This is a genomic window from Xanthomonas sp. LMG 12460 (assembly GCF_009192895.1).
In the GTDB taxonomy this organism is placed as follows: Bacteria; Pseudomonadota; Gammaproteobacteria; order Xanthomonadales; family Xanthomonadaceae; genus Xanthomonas_A; species Xanthomonas_A sontii.
This window is the reverse complement of sequence record NZ_NKUH01000014.1, coordinates 21,235-35,582: the sequence shown is the minus strand read 5'-3', so window position 1 is coordinate 35,582 and position 14,348 is coordinate 21,235. Positions and strand designations below refer to the sequence as shown.

Here is a 14,348-nt window from a genome sequence, read left to right as displayed (position 1 = left end):
CAGCGCCTGCACCAGTTGCACGTAATGGCCGCGCTGCTCGGGCGTGTAGTGGCCCTGGTTGCGCAGGAACTGCACGCCGAACAGGCCCAGCGAGTGCGCCGCCTGCTTCAGGCTCGCCGCCTGGCCGCCGAACTGCGCGTCGAAGGCGCGCTGCAGCTGGCGCTCGGCGTCCGGCGCGGCGAGGGTGTCGAGCACCTCGGGCAGGCGTTCGGCCAGCGGCAGCTCGGTCAGCGGCCAGCGGCTGCGGTCCTCGCTCCAGGCCTGTTGCAGGCGCTGGTACTGGGCCGGCGGCACCGCGGCGCGGGCGTAACCGAGCAGGTCGTTGCGCTGCAGCGCGTGCGCCAGCGTGCGCACCGCGGCGGCCGGCTCGGCGCTGGCGCCGGGCAGTTCGGCGGGCGTGCGCTTGCATCCGCCCACGGCCAGGGCGAGCATCGCCAACAGCAGGACGCACAGCGCGCGCGAGGAGATGACCCGGGTCGGGCAGGACGACATACGATGCGGGCTCGTTCCCCAAAACGTCCCGCATCTTGCTGGGCGCGGGCGATTCCGGCAAGCCGGGCGGGGCGGCGGTGCGGGGACGACCGGCAGGCAGCCAGGGGGCTGGGCTTGTCGCGGCGGGACATTTCATGACCCGGCGTTGGGGCGTCGGGACAGGCATGTCGGCATATGGCCAGATGTGCCAGTGGATTGCGGATGTTGCAACGCATCATGTAACCGCTTGCAGTTGCTGCTAACGTCCGCCCACCTCGATTGAGGCGGTGCTGGCCGGGGGACCCAGTGCGATATTCGTCAGAGATCATCCGAGTGCTCGGTCACGGTGGCGCGCGCCGCTGCGCCTGGGTGTTGTCCGCAGTCCTGTACGGACTTGCGATGACGGCCCCGGTGCAGGCGCAGAACGGCCGCCTGCCGCCGCGTGCGCAATGGCAGGCGTCCAGTTCCTCCAAGCAGGTCAAGGCGCAGGCGATCGGCTATCTGATCGACGGCGACGCCAGCACCCGCACCGCCGGCGCCTTCAGTCCCGGCCACTGGTTCCAGATCGACCTGGGCCGCGCCGCGCAGGTCGGCGGCGTGCGCCTGCAATGGGACACCTCCAATCCGGAAGGCTTCCTGCTGCAGACCTCGCGCGATGGCCAGCGCTGGGACACGGTGTACACGATGGCCGATTCGCTGGGCGGCACCGAGACCGTGTTCTTCGCGCCGCATCTGGCCCGCTACCTGCGCCTGGCTGCGCCCGCGCGCAGCGCTGACTGGGGCGTGTCGATCTACGAGATGCAGCCGCTGGGTGCCGGCGCCGTGCAGTTGCGTGGCGTGTCCGCGGCCGACGCCGCGGCGCTGTGGCAGGGCGGTGCCGCGGTGGCGATGCCGGGCAGCGGCGTGCAGGCGCGGCAATTGGACATCGCCTTCCCGCGCGCGTTCGACAGCGCCGGCCTGATCGTCGAGTTCGCCGGTGCGCATGGCGCGGCGCAGCTGCAGGCGCAGGACGCCGCGGGCCGCTGGCGCATGCTGGCCGACGACCCGCAGGCCGGCGACAGCGACAGCGCCTACCTGGCCGGCACCGCGCCGCTGCCGGTGCGCGCGCTGCGCCTGCGCGTCGACGCCGCGCCCGGTGGCGTCGCGCCGACCCTGGCGCGCCTGCGCCTGCTGGGGCCGAAGGCGGTGATGACGCCGATGAAGCGCTACCAGGTCGCCGCGCAGCGCGGCGCCACCCGCGCGTTGTTCCCGGCCTCGCTGCACATGCAGCAGACCTACTGGACCGCGGTCGGCATCCACGCCGGCCGGCAGAAATCGATCTTCGACGAGTACGGCAACCTGGAGGCGTGGAAGGGCGCGCCGCTGGTGCAGCCGCTGTGGCGCGACGCCTCCGGCACCGCTGCCGGCGCCGACGGCCATGCGCTGACCCACGCCTTGCGCGACGGCTGGAAGCCGATGCCGTCGGTGCGCTGGTCGCCGCAGCCGGGGCTGGAACTGCGCAGCGAGACCTTCACGATCGAACGCGACGGCCAGCCGGTGACGCTGCTGCGCCATCGCCTGCGCAACACCGGCACCACCCCGGTCAGCGGCACCCTGTCGCTGCTGGTGCGGCCGATGCAGATGAATCCGCCGTGGCAGAACGGCGGCCTGTCGCCGATCCACGACGTCGCCGTCGACGGCGACGTCGTGCGGGTCAACGGCCGTGCGCTGCTGACCTCGCTGAGCGCGCCCAGCGGCGGCGGCGCCGAGGCGTTCGGCGCGAACGGCGCCACCGAGATCACCCGCCACGTCGCCGCCGGCACGCTGCCGGCGCAGCGCCAGGCGCACGACGCCGACGGCCTGGCCGCGGCGATGCTGAACTACGCGGTGCGCCTGGCGCCGGGTGCGCAACAGGACGTGGTGCTGGCGTTTCCGCTGGGCACCGCCAGCGCCGACGCCCAGGGTCGCCTGTCGCCGGCGCCGCCGCTGGACCGCGACGCGCTGCTCGCCGCTGGCCGCGGCGACGCGGGCCGCAGCTTCGACGCGCTGGCCGAGCAGGTCTCCGCGGACTGGCAGCAGCGCCTGGGCAACGTCGGCCTGCGCCTGCCCGACGCCAGCCTGGTGGACATGCTGCGCGCGCAGGCCGCATACATGCTGATCAACCAGACCGGCCCGGCGATGCAGCCGGGGCCGCGCAACTACAACCGTTCCTTCATCCGCGACGGCATGGCCACCTCGGCGATCCTGCTGCGGATGGGCCAGGCGCAGGTCGCGCGCGACTACCTGCAGTGGTACAGCGACCACGCGGTGCACCCGAACGGGCTGGTCTCGCCGATCCTCAACGACGACGGCAGCGTCAACGATGGTTTCGGCTCGGACCTGGAGTACGACAGCCAGGGCGAGTACATCACCCTGGTCGCCGACGTCGCGCGGCTGGACGGCGGCCCGGAAAGCGTGCGCGCCTACCTGCCGAAGGTGAAGCTGGCGATGCAGTTCCTGCAGGAACTGCGCGAGCGCACCCTGGTGCCCGGCTACATGGCCGAGCAGCCGGCGCCGGAACGCTTCCGCGGCATCCTCGCCCCGTCGATCAGCCACGAAGGCTATTCCAGCCCCACCCACAGCTACTGGGACGACTACTGGGCGCTGAAGGGCTGGCACGACGGCGCCTGGCTGGCCGACTCGCTGGGCGATGCCGCCACCGCCGCCTGGGCGCGCGAACAGTACGCGGCGCTGCGCACCTCGCTGGCCGCGTCCATCCGCGCCACCATGGCGTGGAAGGGCGCGGACTACATTCCCGCTGCAGCCGACCTGGGCGACGGCGATCCGACCAGCGTCTCGATCGCGCTGGATCCCACCGGGCAGCAGGACCTGCTGCCGGAGGCGGCGCTGCGCACCACCTTCGCGCGCTATCTGGAAGACGTGCGCCAGCGCAAGCAACCCAATGCGCTGTGGGCCTACACCCCGTACGAGATGCGCAACGTGCTGACCTACGTGCATCTGGACCAGCCGCAGGCGGCCGACGAACTGCTGCAGGACCTGCTGCGCGACCGCCGCCCGTTCGAATGGCAGGTCCTGGCCGAGGTGGTGCAGTCGCGGCTGCGCTTCCCGCGCTACCTGGGCGACATGCCGCATACCTGGATCGGCGCCGAGTACGCGCGCGCCCTGTTCGGCATGCTCATGCACGAGGGCGACGACGCGTTGGTGCTGCTGCCCGGCGTGCCGCCAGCCTGGCTCGCCGACGATGGCCTGGCCGTGCAGCGCCTGCCCACCGCCTACGGCACGCTCGGCCTGCGCGCGCGCCAGCGCGACGGACGGCTGCGGGTCGAACTCGACAGCGGCCTGCGCGCCGGCACCGCCGTGCGCGTGGTCTGGCCGACGCGCACGCGGCCGACCCAGGTGCGCGTGGACGGCCGCCGAATCGACCACTACGACGCCGGCGGCGTGACCCTGTCCAAGCCGTTCCGGACCCTGGAGGCACGCTGGTGAGTCCGCCCCCCGTCCCGGCGCCGGATGCGCGCGCCAACATCACCATCAAGGACGTGGCGCGCCTGGCCAACGTCTCGGTGGCCACCGTGTCGCGCACCATGAACGGCCATCAGCACGTGGCCGAGTCGGTGCGCGCGCGCGTGCTGGAAGCCGCGCGCACCCTGCACTACGTGCCGCACCACGCCGCGCGCAGCCTGAGCAGCCGCCGCACCCACACCATCGGCGTGGTGCTGCCGGACCTGCACGGCGAGTTCTTCTCCGAATTGATCCGCGGCATCGACACGGTGGCGCGCGAGCGCGGCCTGCACCTGCTGGTGTCCAGCTACCACGGCGAGCCGGAGCAGCAGCGGCTGGCGGTGCGGCGCATGCCCGGGCGCGTCGACGGACTGCTGATCATGTCGCCGTCCCTGGCCAGCGATGCCGAGGACCCGGTCGACATGCTGCCCGGCGCGCTGCCGGCGGTGCTGATGAACTGCGCCGAGCGCATCGGCGAGGCGCAGGTGCTCAACGTCGACAACTACGGCGGCGCGCGTGCGATGACCCGCCACCTGCTGGACGTGGGCCATCGCCGCATCGCCTTCATCGCCGGGCCGGACGACAACTTCGATGCGCGCGAACGCCTGCGCGGCTACCGCGACGAATTGCGCGCGCGCTGCCCGCAGGTGGCACCGCTGGTGCTGCCCGGCGCGTTCGACGAGGCCTCCGGCTACCGCGCCGGCGAAGCCCTGCTGCAGGGCCAGCGCCCGGACGTGGTGTTCGCCGCCAACGACATGATGGCGCTGGGCTGCCTGTTCGCCTTCACCCATGCCGGGCTGCGCGTGCCCGAGGACATCGCCCTGGCCGGCTTCGACGACGTACCGATGGCACGCTACGTGCATCCGGCCTTGACGACCATGCGCGTGGACATCGCCGGCTTCGGCGCCCGCGCCATGCAACTGCTGCTCGGTGCGCTGGAGCCGCATGCCGCTCCGGTGGCGTCGGCGGCAGCGGCCAATGCGATCGCTCCGCAACTCATCGTTCGTGCTTCCAGTGCCCAGCGAGGGACCGCCATGGACTGACACCGACGCATGCAGCACCGATGTCGTTTTTTGCACCACCTAGAAGAACACAACAATGATCCCGTTGACCGCCCTGGGAGGGCTTTAGTCATGAAGAAATCGCGTTCCGCCTCCAACCTGCCCGCACGCAGCCTGCTGTGCTGCGCGCTGGCCACCTGCCTGTTCGCCACGATGCCGGCGATGGCCCAGTCCAGCAGCGCGACCCTGCGCGGCCAGGTCGCCGCCGCCCAGGCCGGCACCGAAGTCACCGTCACCAACGTCGCCACCGGCTCGGTGCGTCGCGCGCCGATCGCCGCCAACGGCAACTACACCGTGGTCGGCCTGCCGCCGGGCACCTACAAGGTCGAGGCCAACGGCGTGACCAAGACGGTGACCCTGCAGGTCGCGTCCTCGTCCACCGTCGATCTCGACGCCGGTACCACCGCCGCTGGCGGCAACGCGACCACCCTGGACACCGTCACCGTCAGCGCGCCGCTGCTGAAGGACGTCAAGACCTCGGAAGTGGGCAACGTGGTGTCGCTGCACCAGATCCAGCAGCTGCCGCAGGCCACCCGCAACTTCCTGGAGTTCGCCGACACCGTGCCGGGCATGGTGTTCCAGATCGACGGCAACGGAAACACCAAGCTGCGCGGCGGTGCGTCCAATGCCAGCGCCGGCAACCTGTACATCGACGGCGTCGGCCAGAAGAGCTACGTCAAGGGCGGCGGCATCGCCGGCCAGAGCGACACCCAGGGCAACCCGTTCCCGCAGTTGGCGATCGGCGAGTACAAGGTCATCACCTCCAACTACAAGGCGGAGTACGGCCAGATCAGCGGCGCGGCGATCACCGCGGCCACCAAGTCCGGCACCAACGAGTTCCACGGCGAAGCCTTCTACCGTTACACCGACCAGGATCTGCGCGACAAGCGTCCCGACGAAGCGAACGGCAAGATCGATTCGCAGACCAAGGAATACGGCTTCGCCCTGGGCGGCCCGATCATCCAGGACCGCATGCACTTCTTCGTCGCCTACGAAGGCAAGGAGAACGTGGTGCCCAAGAGCGTGCAGGCGGACAACACGGCGCAGCCGTACGTCGGCCTGCTGCCGTCCAACCTGTCGAGCCAGTTCGGTGCGGCCAACATGCCGTTCACCGAGGACCTGTACTTCGGCAAGATCGATTTCGAGCCGACCGATCGCGATCGCATCGAACTGAGCGGCCAGTACCGCGACGAGACCCAGACCGGCAACGTCGGCGGCACCAGCACGCCGGAACACGGCACCAACAAGATCAACAAGGACAAGCGCGCCAACATCCGTTGGCAGCACAGCGCCGACAACTGGTTCAACGAGCTGATCGTCGGTACCGAGGACTCGGAGAACAACCCGAATCCGAAGAGCATCGGCAACGGCATCGTCTACAAGTATCTGGCGCCCCGCGCCGGCTCCACCGATGTGGACGAATACACCTTCCTGGAAACCGGCTCCGCCGGCGGTCTGAACGTGCAGCGCAAGAGCCAGAAGGGCTGGTTCCTGCAGAACGACCTGACCTTCACCAGCTTCCAGTGGCATGGCGAGCACACCATCAAGATGGGCGTCAGCTACAAGGACATCAAGCTGACCTCGCAGGATGCCGCTGCGCTCAACCCGCAGTTCAGCTATGCGGTCAACAACAACGGCGTCGCCGCCACGCCGTATCGCGTGGACTACGTTGCGCCGTACAACACCCCCGGCCAGAAGGCCACGGTGGAGTCGCCGTCCAAGCAGTACGGCATCTACATCCAGGACGACTGGGCGGCGACCGACAAGCTGATGATCAACGTCGGCGTGCGTTGGGACTACGAGGACAGCCCGGCCTACACCGACTTCGTCACCTCGCAGGCCTTCGTCAACGCGCTGTACTCCAACGATCCGGCCAACCCGGGCCAGCCCTGGGCCAACCGCCTGCTGCCCAGCGGCATCAACGCCGCCGACTACATCAGCACCGGTCGCAACCGCAAGAACTTCAAGGATGGCTGGGCACCGCGCCTGGGCTTCTCCTACGACTTCTTCGGCGACGAGAGCTCGGTGCTGCACGGCGGTGCCGGCCGCTCCTACGATCGCAACCTGTTCGAACAACTGGCGCTGGAAACCAGCAAGGCCGCGCTGTCGCCGGTCGCGGTGTACTTCCAGAACCCGGCCACCGGCCAGTGCTACCGCAGCGACCGCGTCTGCACCGCGTGGGATCCGCGCTACCTCAATGGCGTTGACCAGTTGAACACCATCCCCGGCGTCAGTGGCAGCGCCGAACTGTTCATGTTCAACAACCACCTGAAGACGCCGTACAGCGACCAGTACAGCATCGGCATCACCAACCAGGTCGGCGACTGGCAGACCGACGTGACCTTCCAGCGCGTGCTCAGCTACGACGGCTTCGCGATGTCGCTGATCAACCGCTACCCGGATGGTTCCTACTTCCAGAACGGCAGCGCCCCGTGGGGCCAGCCGGTGCCGGGCTACCAGAACACGATCCTGGGCATGAATGGCCTGGAGCAGCGCAGCAGCCAGGTGCTGCTGTCGGCCGACAAGCCGTACACCAAGGAATCGGGCTGGGGTCTGACCCTGTCGTACACCCACACCAGCGCGCGTCAGAACCGCAACATCGACGAGCCGTACGCGTTCGACAAGGCGACCATCCACGACTATCCGTTCGTGAAGTCCGATGCCGTGTCGGCGCACCGCTTCGTCGCCTCCGGCTCGATCGACGGTCCGTGGGGCCTGACCTTCGGTGCCAAGGTGGTGCTGGCCACGCCGGAGCCGATCAACACCATCGCGTGCTATGGCAAGACCGATCCCGATGGCGCGACCTGCCAGCAGGTGGCGGCGGTGCCTCCGGGCAGCGGCAAGTTCCTGGTCGGCGGCAAGATCTGGGGCTACCGCACGGTCGACTTCCAGGCGACCAAGGACTTCACCGTGTACAACGACTTCAAGTTGACGGCGCGCGTGAACCTGCTCAACGCCTTCAACTTCAAGAACTACGCGTCGTACTCGTACAACGATTTCGGCTCCAATGGCCGTTTCGATCCGAACATCACCATCAACAAGACCGGCGACATCATGTACGTGCCGCGGACGGTGACCTTCGAGATCGGCGCCAAGTTCTGATCCACCGCATGGCCCACGCGCGTGCCCGACCGGCGCGCGTGGGGTTTCAACGGACGGGGCCGCGTGGCCCCGTCCGCGTTTGCGGTCGCCCCTTTCTTCGGTACAGGACCACACACGCATGATCGCCGCCCCTCTCCGCAACCTGGTCATCGTCGGCGGCGGCACTGCCGGCTGGATGGCCGCTGCCGCGCTGGCGCGTGTGCTGGGCCCCGACTACCGCATCACCTTGATCGAGTCCGAGCAGATCGGCATCGTCGGCGTCGGCGAGGCCACCGTGCCGCACATCAAGGCCTTCAACAACCTGCTCGGCATCAACGAGGCCGAGTTCGTGCGCCACACCCAGGGCAGCTTCAAGCTCGGCATCGAGTTCGCCGACTGGCAGCGCCCGGGCACGTCCTACGTGCACGGCTTCGGCACCGAGATCGGGCATCCGCTCGGGTTGCTGCCGTTCCAGCAGTACTGGTTCAAGCAGGCGCTGGCCGGCAAGGCCAGGCCGCTGGGCGCCTACACGCTCAACACCGTCGCCGCCAAGCGCGACCGGTTCATGACCTCGGCCACCGACGTGCCGCCGAATTCGCCGCTGGCCAACATCGCCTACGCCTACCATTTCGATGCGGCGCTGTATGCGGGCTTCCTGCGCCGCTACGCCGAGCAGCGCGGGGTGACCCGGCGCGAAGGCATCGTCGAGGAGGTGCAGCTGCATCCGGAATCGGGCGACGTGCTTTCGGTGCGGCTTGCATCGGGCGAGGCGATCGCCGGCGACCTGTTCATCGATTGCTCCGGCTTCCGCGGCCTGCTGATCGAGCAGGCGCTGCACACCGGCTACCACGATTTCAGCCACTGGCTGCCGTGCGACCGTGCGCTGGCGGTGCCTTGCGCCAAGGTCGGCCCGCCCACGCCGTACACCCGCGCCACCGCGCGCGCGGCCGGCTGGCAGTGGCGTATCCCGCTGCAGCACCGCACCGGCAACGGCTACGTGTACTGCAGTGCGCACATCAGCGACGACGAGGCCGCGGCCACGCTGCTGGCCAACCTCGACGGCCCGGCGCTGGCCGATCCGCGGCCGCTGCGCTTCGTCACCGGCCGCCGCAAGCAGGTGTGGAACCGCAACGTGATCGCGCTGGGCCTGGCCAGCGGCTTCATGGAGCCGCTGGAATCGACCAGCATCCACCTGGTCCAGTCCGGCATCTCCAAGCTGCTGGAGTTGTTCCCGCGCGAGGGCATCAGCCCGGTACTGGTGCGGCGCTACAACGAGCGCATCGCCTTCGAGTTCGACCGCATCCGCGACTTCCTGCTGCTGCACTACCACGCCACCGAGCGCGATGACAGCGCGTTATGGCGGCACTGCCGTAGCATGCCGATCACCCCGGAACTGCAGGAGACGCTGGCGCTGTTCCGCGACAGTGGTCGCTTCTACCGCAATGGCGACGAGATGTTCGCCGAGATCAGCTGGGTGCAGGTGATGGTGGGGCAGGGCATCCTGCCGCGCGCCTACCATCCGCTGGTGGACCAGGTGCCGCAGGCCGACCTGGAGCGCTTCATGGCCAGCGTCGAGCAGACCATCGGCCATTGCGCCGACGCGATGCCGCCGCACCAGGCCTTCATCGACCGCTATTGCGCGGCCAGGCCTGTGTGAGCACGGCCCGCGCCGCGCGGGCACAAAAAAAGAGGCCACGCGCACCAGGCGCGGGCCTCTTCAAATCCGACCGAAGCCGGAGAACGGTATGGCACATCTCCGGCAGAGCCGGACGCTGGGCATGCTACCGGCATGCCGAAGCTAAAGCAATGCTTTAGAAGTTGTCGGTTAAGTCATTGATTTAAAATCAACTGACAGCGCCGCCGACCAATGTCAGCGCGATCTCCCGCTGGATCGCCTCGGCGGCAGCGCGCGGATCGGCCGCCTGGCGGATCGGCCGGCCGACCACGATCGCATCGGCGCCGTCGGCGAAGGCCTGGGCCACGCCCACCGTACGCTGCTGGTCGTCGCCAATCGGGCCGCCCGGGCGGATGCCGGGGCAGACGATGGAAAAGCCGGCGCCGGTGGCGCGGCGGATCGGCGCCGCTTCCTGGCCGGACGCGATCACGCCGTCGATGCCGGCCGCCTGCGCGGCCAGCGCGCGCTCCACCACCACATCTTCCGGCGCGCGGTCGATGCCCATTGATGCCAGGTCGGCGCGGCCCATCGAGGTCAGCACGGTCACCGCCAGCAGGCGCATGTCGCTGCCGTTGGCCTCGGCCGCCGCCTGCATCATCGGCGGGTGCCAGCCGTGGATGGTGCAGTAGTCCACCGGCCACTGCGACAGCCGCCGGATCACCCCGCCCACCGTGGCCGGGATGTCGAAGAACTTCAGGTCCACGAACACCCGCTTGCCGCGCCCGGCCAGCGTGTCCAGCACGTCGAAGTATTCGCCGGAGGCGAGCAGTTCCATGCCGATCTTGTAGAACGCCACCGCCTCGCCGAGCTGCTCGATCCACTCCAGCGCCTCGCTGCGCCCGGGCACGTCGAGGGCGAAGATCAGGCGCTCGTGCGGCGCCAGCGCCAGCGGCGCGCGACTCACTGCGCCAGCTCCAGCGCCTGCACCTTGGCCTGGTGGCGGGCGGCACGCGACTGGGTGAAGTCGTTGTTGAACAGCGCCGGCTCCCAGGAGCCGTAGCTGGGGTTGGGCAGCATCCACCAGCGCTCGCCGAACCAGTCGTGGTACTGCTGCAGCAACTGCGCGCGGCCTTCCGGGGTATTGGCCACCACCTGCGCGAAGTCGCCGAGCTGGTCGCCGAACTGCATCAGCACGCGATACTGCTGGCCGACCAGCTTGCGCCGGCAGTTCTTCTCCGAGCCGTTCTGCTCGCAATCCTTGACCACCGTGCCCAGGCCCAGCAGCACGCTGTTGTCGGCCACCGGCAGGCCGGCGCTGCGCAGGTTGGCCAGGGTCGCGTCGGTCAGGTGCACCGCGCGGTTGGTCACGTACAGCACGGTGACGCCCTTGGCGGTGGCGGCCTTGGCGAAATCGACCACGCCGGGAATCGGCTTGGCCTTCTTCTCGGCGACCCACTGGTCCCAGGTGACCTCGTCGTATTCCTTGCCGTTGCGGATCAGCCGCGCCTGGTACGGCGAGTTGTCCAGCACGGTTTCGTCCACGTCCATCACCACCGCCGGCTTCAATCCGGCGGCGGCGTTGCCGCGCTCCTCCGGCACCAGCGCGTCCCAGTTCGGCTCCTTCAGCGCCGCATCCAGGCGGTCGGCGGCGGCGCGATAGGTCTGCTCGGCCAGGGCCTGGTATTCGGCCGAGCGCTGCATCCACAGCACAGCGTTGAGATTGTCGTCGGCCGCACCCGGCGTGGCAGCTGCGGGCGTGGCGGCAGCTGCAGGGGCGGCCGGCTTGGCGGCGGGGTCGGCGACCTGCGCCTGCGGCTTGCAGGCGGACAGGGCGAGCACGGCGCAGGCCAGTGCGGTGCGGGCGATCGGCGTCATCGGGCGTGGGAACCTGGGCAAATGAACCGCGGATTTTAGCCGGTTGCGATGACAGGCGCGGCGCGCGGTGGCGCAGGCGGGCTGCCGCGCTCAGGGCGCGAACGTCAGTCCGTGCAGGTCCGGGGCGAGCACCGCCTCGATGGGGTCGGCATCGTCGTGGCCGGCATAGGCGCTGAAGCGGATGCGCAGGCGGTCGTCGCGGACCGTGTAGGGCGTCAGGTCGTCGAGGTCGGGCGCGTCCAGATCGATGTTGTCCAGGCAACTGGACACCGGCACCCGCGCCAGGATCGACGGCGTGCCGTGCAGATCGACCACGGTCAGCGCCATCTCCGCACCGGCGCCGCAGTAGCCGTGTCCATCCCCGGGCGAGGAACGGCGCACCGACAGGTACAGCAGGCGGTCGCGCGCCAGATACGGCTGCAACCGGGTCGGCAGCAGGCGGATGGCGCGTTCGGCGCCGATCCGCTCCGGTGCGTAGGCGCGCGGAATGGTCTCCAGCACGGCGGGTGTGCGTCCGGGCAGCTGGAGCACCACACGGCCCGCGCGATAGGCCAGATGCAGCAGGCCGCGGCGTGGATCGCAGACGTCGGTATCGGACGGCACGGCCGATGCCGCGCGGCAGTCCGTCGGTGTCGGCGTCGCGGCGCTGGGGGCGGGCACGGCGCCGGGCGCAGCGGGCGAGGCCAGGGCCAGCAGGAGGAGGAGCGGCAGCATGCGAGCCCTTCGAGGTGTGAGCCAAGAGTGTGGCAGCCGCCGTGGATCGCGCGCCAGTTGTGACGTGCGTCCTTTGCGAAGGTGACGAAATTCTCGCAAGCGCCTGTTTTGCAGGGGATTTACCGACAGCGTGTCGGGAGCCTCCCGATGCCGCCGCACTGTGGTTTCCACCACACTTCCAAGTATGGAAAACCGTGCGACGCGGCGCCTGGTGCGCTGCGACGCGATCGCGCCTGCACCGCAGGCAAACGCGGGAAGCGTCACAGGGGACGTCGCAGTGGATCGCCGGAGAAAAGGAGCTTCTCGCATTGTGCTGGCTGCGTGCCTGTTCGCCAGCGTGCCCATGGCGCAGGCGCAGGAACCGCCGAGCACGCTCGATCGCCAGGAACAACTGCGCCAGGCCGAGCAGGTCCAGCGCCAGCAGGAGCAGGACCGGCAGGCGCCGTTCGTGGGCCCGCGCGAGACCGAAGCGCCGGCGGACATGCGCAACATCGCCTTGCCGACCGAAGCGCTGTGCTTCCCGATCCAGCGCGTCCGCCTCAGCGGCGCCGGTCCCGACGCGGCGCGCTTTTCCTGGCTGTGGCAGTCGCTGCGCCGTTACGAGGGCCGCTGCATCGGCACGGCCGGCATCGACCTGATCCGCCGCCGCGCGCTCGATCAACTGGTCGCGCGCGGCTTCGTCACCACCCGCCTCGGCGTGCCCGCGCAGGACCTGTCCCGCGGTGAGTTGCGCTTCGAACTGCTGCCCGGGCGCCTGCGCCAGGTGCGGGTGCAGTCGGCGGACGGCCGCGTGTTCTGGCGCGGCGCGCTGCCGCTGCGGCCGGGCGACGTGCTCGACCTGCGCGCGATCGAGCAGGGCGTGGAGCAGTTCAAGCGGGTGCCGTCGCAGGACGCCAAGATCGACATCGCCCCGGGCGAGCAGCCCGGCGAGTCGGACCTGCTGATCACCGTGCAGCGCAGCAAGCGCTGGCGCGCGGTGCTCAACGCCGACGACTCCGGCGTGCAGGCGACCGGCCGTTACCAGGGCGGTGTCGATTTCGCCCTGGATGCGCCGCTGGGCATCAACGACCTGCTCTCGATCGGCTACAACCACGACCTGGTGGACGATGGCGCCGCGCGCGGCACCCGCGGCAACAGCCTGTCCTACAGCGTGCCCTGGGGCTGGTGGACCTTGTCGCTGTCGCTGTCGTCGTACCGCTACCACCAGCAGGTGGACGGCTTCCGCCAGAGCTTCCAGTCCAGCGGCAGCTCCGACAGCGCGCAACTGGATGTGCAGCGGGTGATCCACCGCACCGGCACCAGCAAGACCACGCTGGGCATGGTGGTGGCCAAGCGCGCGGCGCGCAGCTACCTGGACGGTGTGGAGATCGGCATCCAGCGCCGCCACACCACCAGCGCCGAGCTCTACCTCAGCCATCGCCATTACCTGGGCAAGCTGCAGCTGGACACGCGCGTTGGGCACCGCCGCGGCACCCCGTGGTTCGACGGGCAATGGACCGGCTACGACCCGGCGGTGGGCTTCCCCGGCTACCGCTACGGCGTCACCACGCTGGATGTCAGCGCCGGCCTGCCGTTCGCGCTGGGCCCGGTGGCGATGAGCTGGGACAGCAGCCTGCATGCGCAGACCTCCCCGCACCTGCTGCTGGGTTCGGAATTCATCACCCTGGGTGGGCGCTACAGCGTGCGCGGCTTCGACGGCGAACGCACCCTCGGCGCCGAGCGCGGCGCGTACTGGCGCAACAGCCTCAACCTGCCGGTGCAGCGCCTGGGCATCACCCCGTACCTGGGCGTGGATGCCGGCCGCATCGCCGGGCCCAGCGCCGCTGCGCAAGCCGGGCGCAGCCTGGTCGGCGGCTTCGTCGGCGTGCGTGGCGCGCGCGGCGGGCTCAGCTGGGATGGCTTCGCCGGCTGGGACCTGCACGCACCGCGCGACTTCCACAGCGCGCAGCCGGCCTACGGCGTGCGCCTGATCTACCAGTTCTGACACGGCCTGCCGCCGGCCGGCGGCAGGCAACGCGATGGGTTTTGCCGCGGTGCGCGGCACGAGAGAG

The 14,348-nt window shown here is 69.8% G+C and carries 8 protein-coding genes and 1 pseudogene; 5 read left to right on the top strand and 4 right to left on the bottom strand.

What is annotated here, in order from left to right; all coding sequences use genetic code 11:
- Nucleotides 1-492: pseudogene (locus CEK66_RS03010) on the bottom strand (hypothetical protein); the annotation flags it as partial.
- Between the two features lie 378 nt (nt 493-870).
- Between CEK66_RS03010 and CEK66_RS03005 the strand changes: the two are divergent.
- The 4 genes from CEK66_RS03005 (at nt 871) to CEK66_RS02990 (ending at nt 9,750) form a co-directional block, all read left to right on the top strand.
- On the top strand, nt 871-3,936 hold the full coding sequence (locus tag CEK66_RS03005) for a discoidin domain-containing protein (RefSeq protein WP_152235909.1): 3,066 nt from the start codon (nt 871-873) through the stop codon (nt 3,934-3,936).
- Entirely contained in the window at nt 3,933-4,994 is a 1,062-nt protein-coding gene (locus CEK66_RS03000; protein ID WP_152235908.1) for a LacI family DNA-binding transcriptional regulator, read from the top strand. The genes CEK66_RS03005 and CEK66_RS03000 overlap by 4 nt, the downstream gene beginning before the upstream one ends.
- 90 nt (nt 4,995-5,084) lie before the next feature.
- Nucleotides 5,085-8,114 carry a TonB-dependent receptor gene (locus CEK66_RS02995; RefSeq protein ID WP_150410001.1) on the top strand — a complete coding sequence of 1,010 codons (3,030 nt, stop codon included), beginning with the start codon at nt 5,085-5,087 and terminating at the stop codon, nt 8,112-8,114.
- A gap of 118 nt (nt 8,115-8,232) precedes the next feature.
- Nucleotides 8,233-9,750: a tryptophan halogenase family protein gene (locus CEK66_RS02990; RefSeq protein WP_152235907.1), complete on the top strand. Its 1,518-nt coding sequence runs from the start codon at nt 8,233-8,235 to the stop codon at nt 9,748-9,750.
- 187 nt (nt 9,751-9,937) lie between these two features.
- Here CEK66_RS02990 and pyrF read toward each other — a convergent pair whose 3' ends face one another.
- The 3 genes from pyrF to CEK66_RS02975 all read right to left on the bottom strand — a co-directional run bounded on the left by pyrF (nt 9,938) and on the right by CEK66_RS02975 (nt 12,297).
- Nucleotides 9,938-10,672, bottom strand: a complete 735-nt coding sequence (pyrF, locus tag CEK66_RS02985; RefSeq protein ID WP_152235906.1) for an orotidine-5'-phosphate decarboxylase — start codon at nt 10,670-10,672, stop codon at nt 9,938-9,940.
- Nucleotides 10,669-11,583, bottom strand: a complete 915-nt coding sequence (locus CEK66_RS02980; RefSeq protein ID WP_017911964.1) for a 5'-nucleotidase, lipoprotein e(P4) family — start codon at nt 11,581-11,583, stop codon at nt 10,669-10,671. Before CEK66_RS02980 ends, pyrF begins: the two co-directional genes overlap by 4 nt.
- A gap of 90 nt (nt 11,584-11,673) precedes the next feature.
- Nucleotides 11,674-12,297 carry a hypothetical protein gene (locus CEK66_RS02975; RefSeq protein WP_152235905.1) on the bottom strand — a complete coding sequence of 208 codons (624 nt, stop codon included), beginning with the start codon at nt 12,295-12,297 and terminating at the stop codon, nt 11,674-11,676.
- A 343-nt stretch (nt 12,298-12,640) separates the two neighbouring features.
- Here CEK66_RS02975 and CEK66_RS02970 point away from each other — a divergent pair, with 343 nt between their 5' ends.
- Complete coding sequence (locus CEK66_RS02970; RefSeq protein WP_193312554.1) at nt 12,641-14,281, top strand: ShlB/FhaC/HecB family hemolysin secretion/activation protein; 1,641 nt, start codon at nt 12,641-12,643, stop codon at nt 14,279-14,281.
- The last annotated feature ends 67 nt before the right edge of the window (nt 14,282-14,348 follow it).

Bases quoted from the DNA above. Each gene is read 5' to 3' on its own strand.
- CEK66_RS03005 (WP_152235909.1), top strand. From the start codon at position 871: ATGACGGCCCCGGTGCAGGCGCAGAACGGCCGCCTGCCGCCGCGTGCG.
- CEK66_RS02995 (WP_150410001.1), top strand. From the start codon at position 5,085: ATGAAGAAATCGCGTTCCGCCTCCAACCTGCCCGCACGCAGCCTGCTG.
- CEK66_RS02990 (WP_152235907.1), top strand. From the start codon at position 8,233: ATGATCGCCGCCCCTCTCCGCAACCTGGTCATCGTCGGCGGCGGCACT.
- CEK66_RS02980 (WP_017911964.1), bottom strand. From the start codon at position 11,583: ATGACGCCGATCGCCCGCACCGCACTGGCCTGCGCCGTGCTCGCCCTG.
- CEK66_RS02975 (WP_152235905.1), bottom strand. From the start codon at position 12,297: ATGCTGCCGCTCCTCCTCCTGCTGGCCCTGGCCTCGCCCGCTGCGCCC.
- CEK66_RS02970 (WP_193312554.1), top strand. From the start codon at position 12,641: ATGGCGCAGGCGCAGGAACCGCCGAGCACGCTCGATCGCCAGGAACAA.